Genomic DNA, 17,122 nt, shown 5'->3' on the forward strand with positions numbered 1-17,122 from the left:
TATCACCATTCCTATTCACTTGCGAATCAGGATTTTTTAAAAATGGTTATGGTGCCCCATGGACGGGTTGACGATTTCAAACCCTTCTTCAGGAAAATAAAAAAACTGGATCCAGACTCCGTCCAGTAGCTCTTCACGGGTGTCTAAAAGGACGTCAATTCCTTTATCCGTATGAACAATCTCATCATGCTCGGTCGGGGTTCCATAGGTAAGCGCATAATGGGCATGATCGCCATGATGTTCTGTCACGATGACACGTAGCATTTGTCCTTTTGCATCTTCATTTTCCAGCATCTCTTTCATCACTTTGGCCGCATTTCGATTGATTTTACACTTCATGATCGATTCTCCTGTTTGGGTTATGTTGATGTTTGTACCGATCCAGTATGACATATCTACCGGAAGAAGTCCCGTTTTCTGCTGAAACAAGATATCCATAATTGTTATAGATGATGGGCCTAAGACTCACTGTAAGCGTCGTATAAATATCGTTCTGATTTCTCGGAGTGTGGACTAGTTGACACCTACGCTTTTTTATTTACTTGTAACAATTCAGGGTCAATAAACGTTTAAAGAAGTAAATAGTAAAAGGAGTAGATTCTAATCATGAATATCCTTATTTTAGGCGGAACTGTTTTTCTCGGGAGACATCTGGCAGAAATCGCCAAGGAAAAGGGGCATTGTGTTACGTTATTCAATCGTGGCAATCACTCGGGGATTTTGTCACATATTGAACAGCTGCATGGTGATCGTGACGGGAATTTAGAGGTGCTGAAAGATAGAAGATGGGATGCCGTTATTGACACGTCGGGTTACGTCCCAAGGATCGTCCGTAAATCTATTCACTTGCTTTCTCATTTAACAGATCACTACACTTTTGTTTCAAGTATCTCTGTATATAGTGATTTCAGTAAGCAAAACATTGATGAGCAGGCAGACGTTGGTAAATTGGCGGATGAAACGGTAGAAATAATAAATGGAGAAACATACGGCCCGCTAAAGGCACTTTGTGAATTAGTCGTTCAGGAAAAGATGCCAAACCGTACACTGATCGTACGGCCCGGTCTGATCGTTGGACCCTATGATCCGACCGATCGTTTTACTTATTGGCCATGGCGGATGATGAAAGGGGGAACCATACTTGCGCCTGGCGATCCGAATGCACGTGTCCAATGGATCGATGTCAGGGACTTGGCCTCATGGATTCTGGATATGGTGGAAGCGAAGCAAACCGGTATCTATCATGCGACTGGTCCAAAAGAGCCGTTGACAATGAGTGCCTTTCTCGATTCCTGCGCCGAAGTCTTAAATACAGGAGTACAGTTTCAATGGGCAAAAGAAGAATTTTTGCTTGACCATGGAGTTGCCGGCTGGACTGAAATGCCGCTCTGGGTTCCTGTAAAAGAAAACATGAGCGGATTTCAAACAGTGGATAATCGAAAAGCCATCCAGGCTGGACTTTCGTTTCGCCCGATTCGAGAAACAATTCGCGAAACAGCTGAATGGGTTCTCGAAAGATCCGCTGATTATGACTGGAAAGCGGGAATGAAATTAGAACGTGAACGGGAATTAATAGAGAAAATCATAAATAAAGATCAAAAAGCCTAATGCTAAAATAAATACTTTAAACAGAAGGATTGATTGGTGGAGACTGACAATCCATATAAAAAGCCAATGATCAAATTTACCTCAAATCTTCATACATGGGCGTTTTAAACCATAAAATGTGCTTTTCGAGAATTTAGAAAGTGAGGCGGCGTAATGTTGGCCTGACAAACCGGTGGTGGGGATCTTTCTTCTTTCGGTGTCCATTGAAGCCGTTTAGCAGTCATCTCAACGGTCTGAAGCCCTTTATTGTGAAAAAACTTAACTGAAAAAGCGGGTTTCTATGTGTTCCCAGAAGCACACAGCCGGATAATCGTCAGTAAAGAGGAGAGAATCAACAGCAAACGGTTGAGAATCATCAGTAAATGGCAGAGAATCAACAGTAACGTTCAAAGAATCAATAGTAAACGGCTTGAAATCAATCAGAGCTCATCTTGAACTTTTTTGTCGGCGCTGACCGCTTTCAGTGGAACATACCGCCGCAGTTATTAACAGCGTATAACCGTAAGCTTTGGAAGTTATCCGGGCTTAACTAAGTCAATTCGAAAGTGCCCTATTCTATGATCGAATTAGAGAGGATCTTTATCAACTTAAGCTTAGATGTAAACGTCAAAACTGTTTCACTCTGTTCACCGTCACAGGGATGAAATGTTCAAGCATAACAAGAAGGGGTATCAAAAGGCCTAATGCTAAAATAAATACCATAAACAGAAGGATCGATTGGTGGTGACTGAGAATCCATCCGGCCAGTACCGGGCCGATGATAGAACCCGCTTGCCATGTTGCATTGATCAGGCTGTTATACCAGGTTGTCAAAGGATAAGGAGCTATATCGTTGATTAATGCCGGCAGACACGAAAAGAGAAGCGTTTCACCGATGGCTGTAACGCCTAAAGAAGAGATAAGACCAATAGAAGCCGCAGGGCGCTGAAGAAATCCGGATCCAAACATGATCAGACAACCGGTTAAATAGAACAGCACGGCAATGGCGATCGCCCGGGTTCTCAGCCTGTTGCGAATCATCTGAAGAACAAAAACCTGGCCGAGTACGATGACCAGACTGTTTACCAAAAATGCCCGGCCAATTAGTGAAACAGGTTGCCGGGCTTGGTCGGTGGTCCATAGGGGAAAGAGCGTCGTTGTCAGTCCGCTCATTATCACGGCCAAGATCAGATAGCTGAACGAGAGACCGATCATAGCTTTGTCTCTCAACAATGATTTTGTTTTAGATGTTTTAGATAAACCATTGGATGTCTTCTTAATAATTTCCTGCTGAGAATCGGATGTCCACTTTTTGCAGAACAGAGCAAAAATGATGAATGTAGCCGCATCAAGAAAAAAGATATGCTGAAAAGATGCAAGAGAGCTTAGATCAATCAGGCGGCCGCTGACAGCAGCGCCAAGTCCGGAACCGAGATTTTGCAAGGCAAAAGCGGCTCCGAATATGCTGTTTCTTTGTGATTGAGGGACAGACTCCGCCAGAATAACAGAGAGAGCGTTCCATGATCCCGCGGCACCAGCTCCCGAAACGATAGACGCAAGAAAAGCGATTTCCAGGTTCTCAGCATAAGCAAAAAAAATTCGGCCGACTGCGCCGAGCAGGAGCATTGAAAGAAAGATACGCTTCGTATCAAAAAGTTCCGCAAGCCATCCAGATACAGGGACGGCAATCACTCCGGCCAATCCGGAAATACCGATTATCATTCCTGTCCATGAAAGCGGGATGCCCCGTAATTGATAAAGATAGGGAACAAGATAAGGCTCGGTCATGCCTGTGCCAAATAAAGAAAGCGTATACCCAAAAAGAATCCACCATACAATTCTTTTAAAATGCGGGATCATCTTCTATTTCCCTCTTTCACAGAATAGGTTCAGCCTCTATCTTAACGATGAATCATGACATCTGCTGTCATATATCCATGGTATACTTTAGAAAAATGAACCGAGATGAACGCACTTGCGGGCAGACAGACTCTTATCGATTCTTCTGATTTTGAAAGCAGAAGGGAGAACTTCTGCACGGACGCTGGCCAACCAGCTGGAGGTTTCTGAACGTACCATCTTCAGGGATATCGACGCCTTAAGCTTTTCCGGTTTTCCGATCTATGCCGTTCGCGGTTCACAGGGTGGTTTCGTTTTAAAAGAGGATTTCCGTATAGACCTTTCAAACCTGAAAACTTCGGAAGTCAAAGAACTGTTGATTAACCGTTTTCCAGGACCGCTGACTGATTTAGGATTAGGATTTAATCAGATCTCCAATAAGTTAATCAGTTACCTTCCAAAGGCAAATCGGCAGCAAGCTGTTCAATTCAGTAAGCGGCTGTATCTTGATCCCGTTCAATGGTTCAGCAGACACGACTCTGTGCCCTGCCTTACTATTATTTACGAAGCGATACAGTCCAATCAATTGATTCACATTGATTACCTAAAGGGAAACGGTGAATTTATTTCTAGGAGAGTGGAGCCATTAGGGCTTGTTGCTAAGACTGATTGCTGGTATTTGGTGGCGAAGCACTCAGGCATCCTGAGAGTCTACCGTGTCTCCAGGATCCGGAACGTAGAAGTTAAGAAAGAAACCTTTCTTTTCCCGCGGGATTTTGAATTGGCACATTTCTGGGTGTCATGGTGCCGGGAGTTTGAAAGCAGCCGTCCGGTTTTTCAGGTAATTCTCCTTATAGATCCCGCTATTGTTCCAAGTCTAATCGTCGATTATGGCCCACAAATCCAGTTAACGGGTGCCGGCAAGAAAGCAAAGGTCCTTGCCCGATCTGGGCGTCATGGTGCCGGGAGTTTGAAAGCAGCCGTCCGGTTTTTCAGGTAATTCTCCTTATAGATCCTGCTATTGTTCCAAGTCTAATCGTCGATTATGGCCCACAAATCCAGTTAACGGGTACCGGCAAGAAAGCAAAGGTCCTTGCCCGAATTCAATTTGAAACAATGGAAGAAGCGCTTTGCAAGATTTTAGGTTTCGGATCTCAGGCAGAAGTCATTCAGCCCGCTGAACTTCGAGTAAAAATCTCTGAACATATTAAAAAGTTGTATAGACTATATAAATAAACATTCGATTTATTTAAATCAACTGAATATAATAAGTTAATAGTTAATTTACCTCAAATCTTCATGCATGGGCGTTTTAAACCATAAAATGTGCTTTTCGAGAATTTAGAAAGTGAGGCGGCGTAATGATCGTTGTGAGTTCCTGCTTGGCGGGACTAGCGGTAAGGTACAATGAATCGCATTGCTTGGACACTAGAATCAGACAGTTGATTGATGAAGGAAAAGCTATCTCGGTATGTCCGGAATTACTTGGAGGCTTTTCAACGCCAAGAGAACCCGCTGAAATGATCGGCGGTGATGGTATGGACGTCCTTGATGGAACGGCCAGAGTAGTCACTAAATCTGGGGAAGATGTAACAGAAGGGTATGTAAAGGGGGCATATCTGACATTAAAGAAGGTGAAAGAACTTCATGCAACGGCAGTCGTACTCAAAGAATACAGCCCTTCATGCGGAAGTACCTGGATTTATAACGGAGAATTTAAAGGAAAGAAAATTAAAGGGAATGGCGTTACCGCTGCATTGCTCGGAAGAAACGGAATTAAAGTGATCTCGGAAGAAAGACTGGCTGAAGGGCTCAATAAGCTCATTTAGCCAAATCAAAGTCCAAGTGGCGTACTATGGACTTGAAGATCTGGCCAAAATGGCTGCCGTATCGGCGTTTCAACTTCTTACTCCATTATCCGTAGAGTCCGAATCCTTCCTGCCGATCTTCGTGGAAGGGGTGTATGCGTTTTTGCGTTCGGTCAGCGTCAGTAGCGCGTTGTCATCCCTTGTCTTTTTGCCCACAGCGGTATCAATCTTCCCCTCCCCGAATTCTTGACGCTTTTCCCTGTTCACCGATTAAATCCATTAAATTTTTACGAGCGTGGTTAAGAGAGCTGATTATCGGCTTTTGATCCTCATGAAGTATTTGGATATGGTTATCGGCAGCCTGATCAGCTTGTTTCTTAAACAGTCCAGTCAGCCTGATCGCTTCTTTGTAAAACAGCGGAAGATAATGAGATTTGCAGCAGTCCCCGTATTTTTCAGTGATGATCGTGATATGCGGATCCAGAAGTTCCTGAAGCTTATCTCTCATCAGCTTCTGGCCGTCTCTTTCGAAAAACTGTTTTGGATTTTTATAAAATTTAAAAACAGAGGTGAGCGAGGCGATGTCGATGTCTTTCAGGTGTGCTGAAAGAATCGGCTCGCTGAATTCCGGATCCCGTGCGGCGATTCCTGCGCTTCCGATCAACTCAGCACTTATTCGCTCACATTTTTCGTAAATCCCTGACCATTCTTTTTTCAACAATGCTTCGATTCGTAAAAAGGCGGCACGGCATTCCTGGTCGAGGTCAAAAGACAGAAAGTCAATGCAATTTTTCAATCCCTCAGAGAGAAAGGCTTTATTCGAACGGATTGGTTCGAAAAACTGTGGGAATTCATCGATATATCTTTGGATGAGACGCTTTTTAATGTAAAAGAACCATTCGTCAATATGTTGATTGATCTCCGGTGTTCTCTGTTTGATGGGCATTTGTTCTAATGATTGGCCGACAGCATTCTTCATTCGCATCAGTTCATTCATTCGCTGCTCTTTTTTCGTGCCTTCCAGTTGCAAGTCATTCAGCCAATGAGTGATCTGTTCGGCCGATTGCCGGATGACCTTCAATCCGGATTGTGCGACTTCCATCATCAGCTTTTGATCGGCAAAAGCATTCCAATCATCCAGAAATGCCATCATTCCTGATGCCGCGTTTGCCTGTCGATCATTGCTTCCCTGTTCCTGCAAGGCCAGCTTGCTCGATACGCCGTATAGCTTCGGAAACCGGATGCCGAATTTTTGCAGCTGTCCTTTCACATAGGCGATCACCTCTTTCTTTTCTTGATCGGTACGGGCAAGGTCGACGGCGTTGATGACAAAAAACATTTTATCCAATGAAAAAGTTCCTTTCACTCGACCGAGCTGAATCAGAAATTCCCTGTCCGAACGCGAAAAAGCATGATTAAAGTAGGTGAGAAAGAGGATGGCATCAGCATTTTTGATGTAATGGAAGGCAACCTCTGTGTGACGGGCGTGTATGGAGCTTGCTCCGGGCGTATCAACAAGAACATTGCCTTGTCTCGTAAATGGACAGTCATAGTACATCGTGACACTTTCGATCAGACAGGCGATTTTTTCATTAGCCACCATTTGGCCGGATTCTGAAAGCGTCATCTCATAGGCGCCGCCCCATTCTTTTCTGAAGTGGTCGATTGCCTCTGCCATAGTAAAAAGCAGTGTGTTATGCGGGTGTCCAGCTTCTAAGTTAGAAAGAAGCGTTTTCAAATCGGTTAAATGATCGATCCGGCTGTTAAAATGATCCAGTGATTGATTGATTTCATCAAGCAATGCCTGCTCACTCTTTATCCGCACAACAGCCGAGCCGTTCGGATGATCGGCCGTTGATTTTTTTATATGATTGATCACGGCGGTGGTCGGATTGGGTGAGACCGGCAAAATAGCTTCGCCGAGCAGTGCATTGGCAAACGACGATTTTCCGGCACTGAAAGCTCCGAATAAAGCGATGGTGAATGTTTTCTGTTTCAAACGCGCTGCAGATCGGACTAAATCATCTGCAGCATCTTGAAAACCGCCGATTGGCCGCAAAATGGCTGCAGCCTGTGTCAGTTGCTGATACCAGCCGACTTCTGAAGATCCTTCCTGCCGGGTGTCCCATTCATTGTGGATATCGTCTTCACGTTCCTCCCTTTGCCTGCCGTTTTTCGGCGTACCATATTTTTGCAGATAATCCTCAAGGGTCAGTACTCGATGATGGTCTTCTTTTTCCTCAATCTCTTTTGCAAAACATTGAATTGCTTCAGATTTATCGGCAGATGCCTGTTCATCGGCTAGGATGGCATCCAGCCGGCCGTGAGCGGATTGCCATTCGCCTTTTTTTAACAAGATCGCTTGCAGCGTGTGAAGTTTTTCTTCTTCTTCTGAGATCAGCTGTTTTAGGGAGGCGGCTTTCTCTTCACTGCGCTCGCGTATCAGAGTCTCCAGACCACGGAGGACAGCCATCGCTTTTTTCCTCATTTTTTGTTTTGTCAGATCGGAAACTTTATCCGCAAAATGGATGAGATAAGCGCTATTTGTTTCCACGCCGCCCGTGAGCGGGACGGCAATGAATTCCTGCAGATCGTCCTTGGACAGTCCGGAAAAGGAACCGATATCCGGTTCGCTGATCACATCCGTCTCCCTGCAAATCCAGATCAGCGTATCCTTGACCGCCCATTCTAATGTCTGTTCCTGTTTCTGATAGTTTTCAAGGAAAAGGTTCAGACGTTGCTCGCGCTCCTTTTCAATTTTCTTCCGAGTGGCAAATAAGCCCATTTTGAATTGACTATCGAGGGAGGCAAGATAAAATTGGGCGGCCTCGCGTACATCAAACGGCATCAAAATGGCCGAGTGAATCGTTCTTGAAAGAATTTCTTCTGCCTGAGTAAGCCACGACCGTTCTTGTTCAGCGAGGCGCGCGGCCTCAGATTGCAGAACTTCTATATCAGCTATTAATTTTTGCACAGTGCCTTCATCAGGAACGGTGTCAATATGTTTTTGTTTTAATAATTGGTCAAATTGAGTATCGAGAAAAAGCCGGTGTTGTTTCGTTAATGTTCGCAATTCCCGCAGCATCGTATCCTGTTCAGAGAAAGCCTTTATTCCGTTTTTCATTATCTCATTTAAAAACTCCAGAAAGGTGTTTAAATCGTTTCCCGGCAGATCTTCCTTGATAAGTGACAGGAAAAATACTTTTTCAGGATGGAGAGACCAATTATTTAAAGCGTTTTCAATAGAATTCTTAAAAGAAGCCAATGTTCCTTCCTTTTTGTTATGTTTGTCGATCTGATTCACGATAAGATAAAAACGTTTGCCAAGCCGGTCTAATGTTTTCATAAAGTTGAAGTTAGTCTCTGACAGAACGTGATTATAATCGGTCACATAAAAAACGGCATCAACAAGATGGAGCGCCTCATGCGTTGCCATTCGGTGCCGTTCATCAGTAGAATCGACCCCCGGTGTGTCCAGCCATTCAACGCCCTGTGGGAAGGCCTCATCAACTGTTATGTCAACGCTTTTAATAGAATCCGAATCTCTTAACAGGTCGTGAAGCTTTTCCGTTGGATAGTGTTCGGGCAGCAAAACGGTTTCGCCGGCATAGGTTTCAAACCGGACGGATGGCACACCTGATCTGATCCGGACCAGGTTGCCGCTTGTCGGGATCGGACTGGATGGCAAAAGCTGATTTTGCAGAATTTTGTTTAACAGACTGGATTTTCCTGCCGAAAAATGGCCGCAAAAGGCCAGAGCTATATGTTGATCAATCACTGATTTTTTATACCGGTCCAGCAACTTGTCTGCGTTTTGAGTATCGCCGCATTTTTTGAACGATTGATACAGCAGTGCCGCCTTTATCATCCAGTGGGCAGCATTTTCCGTTTTCAGCTCTGCCAAGATGATCACCATCCTATTCCTTATAAAAACAGTTGTCGAATCCCTTTTATTTGTGCGGATTACGGTGCATAAATTAGAGCGCTTTCTAAATTAGTCAATTTACGAAACACGGATCATGTAAAAAATGCGTCTTTTACGTTTTATTTTATAAAATCAATACATTCATTTCAACAAATAACGATTATGGTCTTGTTTGGATAAGCTCACACCCAAAATGAATCATAACTGAAGTAGTGAAACAAAGACCGGAACCTTTGAAGAATCATTGCTATTATCATTCCGATTAAGGTTAATGATTTTTTTCCCTTGAAATGTTACGATTAAACGGTGGATTTTTGAAATGAGACGAATAAGGTTCGATCTTTTTGCAAGCATTAACACTACTTATCTGATAAAATCCGAGAGCAAACAGCCATGAGCGAGGTGCGTTATGAGTAAATATTGGAATGAACGGATACATAGACTGGAACCCTACGTTCCGGGCGAGCAGCCCAAGGATAAACGTTATATAAAATTGAATACAAATGAAAATCCGTATCCCCCGTCCCCAAAAGTATTGGCGGCGATAAAAGAGGCGGTCAATGACCGGTTGCGTCTGTATCCGGATCCCAACTCGGATGATTTAAGAGCAGCGCTGGCGGCACGTTTTGGATTATCGAGTGAAAATATTTTTATCGGCAATGGATCGGATGAAGTGCTCGCTTTTAGTTTTATGACCTTCTTCTCGCCTGATCGTCCGGTTATGTTCGCCGATATTACCTACAGCTTTTATAAAGTGTATGCCAATCTTTGTTCGCTGCAGCCCAACGTGATTCCGCTGGACGAGGAGTTTAAACTGCCCGTCAAGGCGTTCTGTGAATCAAGCGGCGGGGTGGTTATTCCGAATCCGAATGCTCCGACCGGACAAGGGATTTCTATTGAATCGATCCAAAAAATATTAGAAGCGGATCCTGACCGCGTGGTAATCATTGATGAAGCTTACGTTAATTTTGGCGGAGAATCCGTCATTCCTCTGACCAAAGAATATCCCAATTTATTGGTCGTTCAGACGCTTTCCAAGTTTGGCGCCCTTGCCGGCATACGCGTCGGTTTTGCCTTTGGCGATCCTGAACTGATTCAAGGCCTCAATCGGCTGAAAAATTCGATTAATTCCTATACGATTGACTGCCTGGCTTTGGCAGGAGCCAAAGCGGCCATAGAAGATGATGAGTATTACAGGCAAATGGCGGAGCGTGTGATCCGTACCAGGGAGAACACCGTGAACAGTCTGGCCAAAATCGGTTTCACGATTATTCCTTCTGAAGCCAACTTTATCTTCATCACCCATCCCCAATATGATGCGGAGTCTATATTCCATCAACTGAGAGATAAAGGAATCCTCGTGCGCTATTTTCATCAGCCACGGATCTCGAATTATTTACGCGTCAGCATAGGTTCCGATGAAGAAATGAACGCATTCATTGTAGCGATGAAGGATCTTGTAAAAGCTTAAGTTTCTATCAATGTTGAGCGCGTTTAGAGATCAAAACGTTAAGTTTAAAAAATGGAAGGGCAATTTGAATTTTTCTCTTAACACGGATGGATCTATTCGGATTGTGCGCCTAAAATCGAAAGCAGGTCAAAAAGATGAATAGTTCAGCAGCTCAGCTGTGGGAAGACTACCGAAAAATTAATCCGGATATACCGGAGAGTTGTGAAGCCTGGGCGTTTGGTTATTCTAAGGAAACGGCTAATCACCTTGCCGGATTGGTTTTGAATGGGACAAAGACAGCGACGGCCTCAAATTACACATTATACCAATTAGAGAATGATCCCTTGCCGTTCGCCGGCCTTTACAACATCATTTTGGATGGAGAAGAAAAGGCTGTGGCTATTGTCAAAACAACAAATGTAGAAGTTGTTCCTTTTGATGAAGTGACCGAAGAGCATGCCCATCGCGAAGGTGAAGGAGACCGTACTTTAAAGTATTGGCGCGAGGTTCATAAAGCCTTCTTCAAAAAAGAATTGGAAAGAGTCAATCAAGAATTTACCGATAAAATCCCAGTAGTTTGTGAGAATTTTCGAGTTGTTTATAAACGCGAAAACTGCGAACAGACGAAATGATAAAATGTTCGAGTGACGATACGGTTAGTATAAATGGTGCCGGCCTATAAAGGTTATATCGGCTTTCGCAAAACTATATCGCCGCTCAGCGGAAAATATCGCTATTCACGAGAATATATCGCTGCTCAGCGGAAAATATCGCCGCCCGCGAAACTATATCGCCGCTCAGCGGGAAATATCGCCGCCCGCGAAACTATATCGCTGTTCAGCGGGAAATATCGCCGCCCGCGAAACTATATCGCTGTTCAGCGGAAAATATCGCCGCCCGCGAAACTATATCGCCGCTCAGCGGGAAATATCGCCGCCCGCGAAACTATATCGCTGTTCAGCGGGAAATATCGCCGCCCGCGAAACTATATCGCTGTTCATCGAAAAATATCGCCGCCCACGAAACTATATCGCTGTTCATCGAAAAATATCGCCGCCCACGAGAATATATCGCTGTTCAGCGAAAAATATCGCCGCCCACGAAACTATATCGCTGTTCATCGAAAAATATCGCCGCCCACGAGAATATATCGCTGTTCATCGAAAAATATCGCCGCTCGTGAGAATATATCGCTGTTCATCGAAAAATATCGCCGCCCACGAAACTATATCGCTGTTCAGCGAAAAATATCGCCGCCCACGAGAATATATCGCTGTTCAGCGAAAAATATCGCCGCCCACGAGAATATATCGCTGTTCATCGGAAAATATCGCCGCCCGCGAAACTATATCGCTGTTCATCGAAAAATATCGCCGCTCCTCAGAATATATAACTACTTACAAGATAGAATCCGAACGGGAAGGACCCGCCACTTTTACCTACTTTTACCTGTAAAGCGGATGGAAAAATAACCACATGCTGGTTACGATAAAATTGGGATATATACTCCGTGTTTTGTATACGATGTGTCCATTAATATGTCCGATAATGAGCGCACCTAATGCAGTCACGAGCGAATGGCCGGATATAAAAAAGGGTATGGAGAAACAAAGGCTTTGTATCGCGACAGACCAATAGACTGGGAGACCAAATTGTCTCAGCTTGACTTGTAAGATATTTCGATAAAAAAGTTCGGTCATGCAGGCTAGAATGATTGACTGGACTGCGTTTCCGATAGTCGGTACCCAAAGGATCGGGGAATTGCCTAAGTACCAGACGGTCCCGAAAACAATGCCATATAAAAAACTGTATTTGGTAAAATAAATCCATGCTTCCTTTTGGTTTTTTCTTGTTGCCGCGGCATCGGGAAGTCTTGAAGGATCAATCGTTAAAATCGTCACCCAGGCTAAAATTGTGTAAATGGATAGGATCTCGTGAACGGATACCGGAAACCATTGACCAAACGTGTAGATGACGAGTAAACCTGCGATATCTGCATACAGTCGGACATTCTGAACCTTTTTTCTCATATCGGGTGGTAATAGGAAAGGAGGGGCATATTCGTTATTCGATTCATGGCTGATTTTTTCATCCCATTTTTCCCAAAAGAAAATTTGAGTTGCCTTGTATCTTCTGTTTTGTTGTGTCAGCGTTCGTTTCAGATTTTGGACGGTTGATCGGGTAAAGGACTTAGCAGGGAAACCGACCGCGGTGATGACTACCACTCGATAAGGTTCCGGTATGGCCAATTGCTGTTTCACCTGCCGTTCATCCCACCCGATCATCTGCCTGCATGACAGCCCCATGAGTTGTGCCTGATAGACAAGGCTCATCATCGCGAGGCCGCAATCGTACAAATAATAGTCTTTGCCGTCCTTGCGATCATCATCTTCCGGATTCGCTGTCTGAACGATTAATCCGGCAGCGGGCAAAACCCATTGGTTTGCGCGATGAAGACATTGAGCGAGCGCTCGGATATTTTTCTCGTCTTTAATGAGAATATACCGTGCAGGCTGATGATTCCAGGACGATGGCGCTGAGCGCGCCGCTTCAATGAGCAGGCCCCATTCTTTATCTGAACATTTCCTCTCACTCCAATAGGTGACGCTTTTCCTCTGCAAGATTTCCGGTGCCAGCTCATCTTCAACATCTTTTTTCATGTCCAAAATCCCTTCCATAATACTTTTTTTGCTGAATTTAATTTATAATGGAATGAAGTCATTTTTCTATTAACTATAGTCATGATAAGGTCACATGATGAGGTGGCGGCATGAATGCACTGTTTATCGCATTACGCTTTGTCGGCTATTTATTTTTGTTTGGGCTCGCTTACTATCATTCACATGATTTTCACTGGTTTGGCTGGTTCGTTTCTTTCGCTGCAATCAGTTGGGGAACATGGGATGCCTGGAAAAAGCCGAACGAAGAACGTAGGAAGATGCGCTACGGCATTTTGCTGGAATGTTTCCTGATCAGCTGTTGGACGGCAACGATACATAATGGCATATTACTGTTTGCGTTCCTCTCACCACTTGCGAGAGCCTCTATCCATCTTCGGCTGACGGACAGAGGATTCGTTTTTCTTTACGCCTGTCTCGTAGCAACTGCCAGCTGGATTTGGATGCCCGGGACGGAAATTATTGTGCCACTCAGCACGTTTGTTTTTGTTGTCGCTTATAGTTCAGTTATAGGCAGTTTAATGAATGAACGGGCCAGATCCAGGCAGTTGATGGCCCTCTCCGACTTTGAGAAAGAGCAGAGAGTGCGCGATCATGAGCGTGTTCGGCTCAGTCGCCGGCTGCATGATACAATGGGACAATACTGGGTGTCTGTTATCCGGATGATGGATGCGGCGGAGGCTGTGGATGGTGCGGGCAAAATGGACTGTATCCGGCAGGCGAGGCAGGCCGCTGAACAAGGTTTGCAAGAAATGAGGAAAATCGTCAGGAACGGGAATGATGGGACACACACACCGGAACAATGGTTTGCATTTGCTTTATCGTCAGTCAAACGATTAAAAAAAATAGCGAATCTCAGCATTGAATGTAATTATAATGGAATCAACTGGAGTAAATTTCGTCATCCACATGAAGCCGGCGAGTTGGTGGCCCGTACCATTCTCGAATCGATCTCGAACGCGATCAGGCATGGGCGCGCTACGAAAATTTCAGTTTCTATTCTTGATAAGGATCAAGAATTTACCATGTCAATCAAAGATAATGGCTCGGGATTTCGACTCACAAAAAGCAATCCTATCACCCAAGGAATCGGCCTGAAATCGCTTACGGAATTTGCCGAAACTGTGGGAGGGAAAATCAGTATAGACAGCGGAAGTAAGAAGGGCACTCAGATTCAGTTGATCATTTTTCACTGACAGGAGGGAGTCTATGATACGAATCGGCATTGCAGAAGATCAGGCTCTAATTCGTGAAAGCCTGTCGGTTGTTCTCAATCTACAGCAAGATTTCGATGTGATCTGGACAGCCGAGACCGGAATCCAGGCCGTAAACGCATCAAAAAAGTGTCCTACGAATATTGTTTTAATGGATCTCCGGATGCCGGAATGCGACGGTGTGACAGCGACCCGTCACATTAAGTGTCTATCACCGCAGACGAAAGTGATTATCCTGACTATATTTGATCACGACGAATGGATCATCGACAGTATCAAGGCAGGTGCCACGGTCTGTTTTCTAAAAGACATCCCTCCTAAACAATTAATGGACGCCATACGTGAAGTAGACGCGGATACTTTTTACCCGGAAAAGTGGAGTCATGAATGGAGAAAATACGCGCCGGAGATTCAATTTCACGCAAAAATAGGCAGATTTTCAGGCTCTGTGCCCACCTCGATCATGATTGGAAATGAGGTCTTAACACCAAGAGAGCTGGAAATATTAAAGAGGATTGGTCAAGGCCTGTCCAACGCCGACATTGCAAGAGCTTTGTTTTTAAGTGAAGGAACGGTAAAAAATTATGTCTCTAATTTATACAGCAAAATCGGCGTGAAAAACAGATCCGAAGCATTTCGGTTCATAAAGGAGAAAGGACTTTAAAGACCGGAAGAAAGATCGAAGGGGTTCATACGCTTTACCTTAGGCATTTGCATTCTTTTCAGTCTAACAACAAATTCCAGCCATTTTACGTCATTTTCAGTAAATTCTCGCTGGCCATTTCCGTCCCTTTTGATATTCTGTATAATGCCTATTTTCTCGTAGTAGCGTAAAGTATAACTGCTGATGTTTAGTCTTTTGGATAGGGCAGCTATTCTCACGGAATTTCACCTCTCTTATACAATACGACTTAGAGCGCGCTCTAAGTCAATAGATAAAAGCTAAATAAAATTTAAATTGAGCAGTATTAATGTGCCTTTGATCAACACAAATAAAGTTGTTTCCCCTGAACGGTATGAAGCATCATTGCTCGGTTAAGAAATGCAATTAAGTTGGTCACTTAACACTCAATTCGGTTATTATTAAAAATTATCTAACTCAAATGTTCCTTACCGATGACCTGTTTCGGTCTCAGTAAAGACTTGTCTTGCTGAGTGCGCATCATTCGACTAAACTAATTACTTATTCTAATTATCCATTAATGACGACTTTCAAATGAGAAATAAGACCGTCTTTGTTTAGTTTGGCGTAATCAGTTCCTTCTAAGCTAACCACATGACCATCTTTTCTTAATCCGGCAACTGCCCACGTCGTCTTATAGCTGCCTTCTTGCTCCTTTGTAATCCAGACATGCCTTAGCTTGATATTTTTTTCAAAGAACCGATGAAAGAAATTAGTGATCTCTTGCCGTCCAGTAAATGAAGGACCATTTGCTGGTTCAATAGTTCCATTAGGATCAAATAGAGCAATTAAGTTGTTGAAATCATCACGGTTACTTCCGGCAGTATCCGATAATTTGAAGTAGGTATCAATAGCATTCATCATGAACCATCCTTTAAATAGTTTATTAATTATTAAACAATTGAATTATAGGACTGAATTGTGTAGAATGCAAATATCAAGTGATACAGGAGAAAATGCGATGCGTGAGTTCTTTCACCCCGACCTAAACGACATTAAAGTTGAACAAGTTTTATATGCCCTTAGTGATCCTACACGCTTAGCGATTGTTAAGCGGCTTTATGAATCAGGAGAACAAAGCTGTGCCAGATTTGAGGATTTAGGAAAAAAGAGTAATTTGTCTCATCACTACCGTACGTTAAGAGAGTGCGGACTTATTTATATAAGACGTGACGGCCGTCATAGCTATATGACTCTTCGCCAAGAGGAAATGAACCAACGTTTTCCAGGATTCTTAGAGAGCGTTGTCAAAGCACAGTAGTTAATTGACTCAGCTCGTTCATTGTTACGTTAAGCAGACACAGCACATGAATGCTTTAATCAAGGAATCCATGGAATGAAGGGGGAAGGATTATGGCTGCTATCTTGCCGATGACAATTGAGGATTTAGAAGAATGCACCCGGTTATATATTAGTGTTTTTAAAAGCGAGCCGTGGAATGAAGAATGGACGTATGATGCGGGACATCAAAGACTGTCAGACGTCATGCACACACCACGTTTTTTAGGGTTCACCATAAAGGATGATTACGAAATAATCGGGTTTATTGCCGGCTACAGTAAGGTTAATTTTCAAGGCTTCACCTTTTATTTAGCCGAGTTTTGTGTGAATAATAAAATACAAGGTAATGGCTATGGCTCGAAATTACTTAGCTTCTTAGAACAGGAATTACGAAAACGAAAGGTTAACTCATTATTTTTAATTACTGAAAAGAAAGGATTTGCAAGCAAATTCTATAGTGAAAAAGGCTATTCTGTCAACGAGAATAGGATGGTCATGAAAAAGATCATATTGTGACCTATAGCACGTATTTTAGGTCACAACGCAACTTCATCATCCATTCAATATTAAAGCCAAGCTTTCAATGGTCGATGTATTTCCGAGATAACACCCTCGTTTTCAAGCTTTTTAACACGTTGGGTCACATAAAGATTCCCAT

At 43.6% G+C, this 17,122-nt stretch carries 17 protein-coding genes; 11 read left to right on the forward strand and 6 right to left on the reverse strand.

The window, feature by feature from the left end:
• Nucleotides 1-36: 36 nt before the first annotated feature.
• Complete coding sequence (locus IEX81_RS13680) at nucleotides 37-339, reverse strand: iron-sulfur cluster assembly accessory protein (RefSeq protein WP_188804290.1); 303 nt, start codon at nucleotides 337-339, stop codon at nucleotides 37-39.
• Nucleotides 340-606: 267 nt separating this feature from the next.
• Here IEX81_RS13680 and IEX81_RS13685 point away from each other — a divergent pair, with 267 nt between their 5' ends.
• The gene (locus tag IEX81_RS13685) at nucleotides 607-1,608 is read left to right on the forward strand and encodes an NAD-dependent epimerase/dehydratase family protein (protein ID WP_188804292.1); all 1,002 of its coding nucleotides are present in this window, start codon (nucleotides 607-609) and stop codon (nucleotides 1,606-1,608) included.
• Between the two features lie 606 nt (nucleotides 1,609-2,214).
• Here IEX81_RS13685 and IEX81_RS13690 read toward each other — a convergent pair.
• Nucleotides 2,215-3,447: an MFS transporter gene (locus IEX81_RS13690; protein WP_188804294.1), complete on the reverse strand. Its 1,233-nt coding sequence runs from the start codon at nucleotides 3,445-3,447 to the stop codon at nucleotides 2,215-2,217.
• A 115-nt stretch (nucleotides 3,448-3,562) separates the two neighbouring features.
• Between IEX81_RS13690 and IEX81_RS13695 the strand changes: the two genes are divergently transcribed.
• From IEX81_RS13695 to IEX81_RS13705, 3 genes are all read left to right on the forward strand, one after another.
• Nucleotides 3,563-4,426 (forward strand): helix-turn-helix transcriptional regulator, encoded by an 864-nt coding sequence (locus IEX81_RS13695; RefSeq protein ID WP_188804296.1) that lies wholly within the window; start codon nucleotides 3,563-3,565, stop codon nucleotides 4,424-4,426.
• Nucleotides 4,427-4,461: 35 nt separating this feature from the next.
• Nucleotides 4,462-4,662 carry a WCX domain-containing protein gene (locus IEX81_RS16895; RefSeq protein WP_444544688.1) on the forward strand — a complete coding sequence of 67 codons (201 nt, stop codon included), beginning with the start codon at nucleotides 4,462-4,464 and terminating at the stop codon, nucleotides 4,660-4,662.
• 125 nt (nucleotides 4,663-4,787) lie between these two features.
• The gene (locus IEX81_RS13705; RefSeq protein WP_188804298.1) at nucleotides 4,788-5,255 is read left to right on the forward strand and encodes a 2-thiouracil desulfurase family protein; all 468 of its coding nucleotides are present in this window, start codon (nucleotides 4,788-4,790) and stop codon (nucleotides 5,253-5,255) included.
• Between the two features lie 202 nt (nucleotides 5,256-5,457).
• Here IEX81_RS13705 and IEX81_RS13710 read toward each other — a convergent pair whose 3' ends face one another.
• A complete protein-coding gene (locus IEX81_RS13710; protein WP_188804300.1) occupies nucleotides 5,458-9,138 on the reverse strand; it encodes a dynamin family protein in 3,681 nt (1,226 codons plus the stop codon).
• Nucleotides 9,139-9,568: 430 nt separating this feature from the next.
• Here IEX81_RS13710 and hisC point away from each other — a divergent pair, with 430 nt between their 5' ends.
• From hisC to IEX81_RS13725, 3 genes are all read left to right on the forward strand, one after another.
• Nucleotides 9,569-10,630 carry a histidinol-phosphate transaminase gene (hisC, locus tag IEX81_RS13715; protein WP_188804302.1) on the forward strand — a complete coding sequence of 354 codons (1,062 nt, stop codon included), beginning with the start codon at nucleotides 9,569-9,571 and terminating at the stop codon, nucleotides 10,628-10,630.
• Between the two features lie 134 nt (nucleotides 10,631-10,764).
• Nucleotides 10,765-11,241 carry an ASCH domain-containing protein gene (locus IEX81_RS13720; protein ID WP_188804304.1) on the forward strand — a complete coding sequence of 159 codons (477 nt, stop codon included), beginning with the start codon at nucleotides 10,765-10,767 and terminating at the stop codon, nucleotides 11,239-11,241.
• Nucleotides 11,242-11,274: 33 nt separating this feature from the next.
• Nucleotides 11,275-12,081, forward strand: a complete 807-nt coding sequence (locus IEX81_RS13725) for a hypothetical protein (RefSeq protein ID WP_229727622.1) — start codon at nucleotides 11,275-11,277, stop codon at nucleotides 12,079-12,081.
• On the opposite strand, the gene IEX81_RS13730 is transcribed toward IEX81_RS13725, so the two are convergent.
• Entirely contained in the window at nucleotides 12,055-13,269 is a 1,215-nt protein-coding gene (locus tag IEX81_RS13730) for a nitroreductase family protein (RefSeq protein ID WP_188804308.1), read from the reverse strand. The two genes, IEX81_RS13725 and IEX81_RS13730, sit on opposite strands and share 27 nt — an antisense overlap.
• 110 nt (nucleotides 13,270-13,379) lie before the next feature.
• Here IEX81_RS13730 and IEX81_RS13735 point away from each other — a divergent pair, with 110 nt between their 5' ends.
• Entirely contained in the window at nucleotides 13,380-14,483 is a 1,104-nt protein-coding gene (locus IEX81_RS13735; RefSeq protein ID WP_188804310.1) for a sensor histidine kinase, read from the forward strand.
• 13 nt (nucleotides 14,484-14,496) lie between these two features.
• Nucleotides 14,497-15,165: a response regulator transcription factor gene (locus tag IEX81_RS13740; RefSeq protein WP_188804312.1), complete on the forward strand. Its 669-nt coding sequence runs from the start codon at nucleotides 14,497-14,499 to the stop codon at nucleotides 15,163-15,165.
• On the opposite strand, the gene IEX81_RS16900 is transcribed toward IEX81_RS13740, so the two are convergent.
• Both IEX81_RS16900 and IEX81_RS13750 read right to left on the reverse strand, forming a co-directional pair.
• Nucleotides 15,162-15,383 (reverse strand): MerR family transcriptional regulator, encoded by a 222-nt coding sequence (locus IEX81_RS16900; RefSeq protein ID WP_188804314.1) that lies wholly within the window; start codon nucleotides 15,381-15,383, stop codon nucleotides 15,162-15,164. The genes IEX81_RS13740 and IEX81_RS16900 overlap by 4 nt on opposite strands.
• 310 nt (nucleotides 15,384-15,693) lie before the next feature.
• A complete protein-coding gene (locus tag IEX81_RS13750) occupies nucleotides 15,694-16,044 on the reverse strand; it encodes a nuclear transport factor 2 family protein (protein ID WP_188804336.1) in 351 nt (116 codons plus the stop codon).
• 100 nt (nucleotides 16,045-16,144) lie between these two features.
• Here IEX81_RS13750 and IEX81_RS13755 point away from each other — a divergent pair, with 100 nt between their 5' ends.
• Together IEX81_RS13755 and IEX81_RS13760 are read left to right on the forward strand one after the other, a co-directional pair.
• Nucleotides 16,145-16,444 carry an ArsR/SmtB family transcription factor gene (locus tag IEX81_RS13755; RefSeq protein WP_188804338.1) on the forward strand — a complete coding sequence of 100 codons (300 nt, stop codon included), beginning with the start codon at nucleotides 16,145-16,147 and terminating at the stop codon, nucleotides 16,442-16,444.
• Nucleotides 16,445-16,536: 92 nt separating this feature from the next.
• A complete protein-coding gene (locus IEX81_RS13760; RefSeq protein WP_188804340.1) occupies nucleotides 16,537-16,980 on the forward strand; it encodes a GNAT family N-acetyltransferase in 444 nt (147 codons plus the stop codon).
• The last annotated feature ends 142 nt before the right edge of the window (nucleotides 16,981-17,122 follow it).

This window comes from Sporolactobacillus putidus (assembly GCF_014647035.1).
In the GTDB taxonomy this organism is placed as follows: Bacteria; Bacillota; Bacilli; order Bacillales; family Sporolactobacillaceae; genus Sporolactobacillus; species Sporolactobacillus putidus.

Excerpts from the sequence above, each read along its gene's own strand:
- IEX81_RS13680 (WP_188804290.1), bottom strand. The coding sequence starts at position 339 with ATGAAGTGTAAAATCAATCGAAATGCGGCCAAAGTGATGAAAGAGATG.
- IEX81_RS13755 (WP_188804338.1), top strand. The coding sequence starts at position 16,145 with ATGCGTGAGTTCTTTCACCCCGACCTAAACGACATTAAAGTTGAACAA.
- hisC (WP_188804302.1), top strand. The coding sequence starts at position 9,569 with ATGAGTAAATATTGGAATGAACGGATACATAGACTGGAACCCTACGTT.
- IEX81_RS13735 (WP_188804310.1), top strand. The coding sequence starts at position 13,380 with ATGAATGCACTGTTTATCGCATTACGCTTTGTCGGCTATTTATTTTTG.
- IEX81_RS13760 (WP_188804340.1), top strand. The coding sequence starts at position 16,537 with ATGGCTGCTATCTTGCCGATGACAATTGAGGATTTAGAAGAATGCACC.
- IEX81_RS13705 (WP_188804298.1), top strand. The coding sequence starts at position 4,788 with ATGATCGTTGTGAGTTCCTGCTTGGCGGGACTAGCGGTAAGGTACAAT.
- IEX81_RS13740 (WP_188804312.1), top strand. The coding sequence starts at position 14,497 with ATGATACGAATCGGCATTGCAGAAGATCAGGCTCTAATTCGTGAAAGC.
- IEX81_RS13685 (WP_188804292.1), top strand. The coding sequence starts at position 607 with ATGAATATCCTTATTTTAGGCGGAACTGTTTTTCTCGGGAGACATCTG.
- IEX81_RS13720 (WP_188804304.1), top strand. The coding sequence starts at position 10,765 with ATGAATAGTTCAGCAGCTCAGCTGTGGGAAGACTACCGAAAAATTAAT.
- IEX81_RS13750 (WP_188804336.1), bottom strand. The coding sequence starts at position 16,044 with ATGAATGCTATTGATACCTACTTCAAATTATCGGATACTGCCGGAAGT.
- IEX81_RS13690 (WP_188804294.1), bottom strand. The coding sequence starts at position 3,447 with ATGATCCCGCATTTTAAAAGAATTGTATGGTGGATTCTTTTTGGGTAT.
- IEX81_RS13725 (WP_229727622.1), top strand. The coding sequence starts at position 11,275 with ATGGTGCCGGCCTATAAAGGTTATATCGGCTTTCGCAAAACTATATCG.
- IEX81_RS13730 (WP_188804308.1), bottom strand. The coding sequence starts at position 13,269 with ATGAAAAAAGATGTTGAAGATGAGCTGGCACCGGAAATCTTGCAGAGG.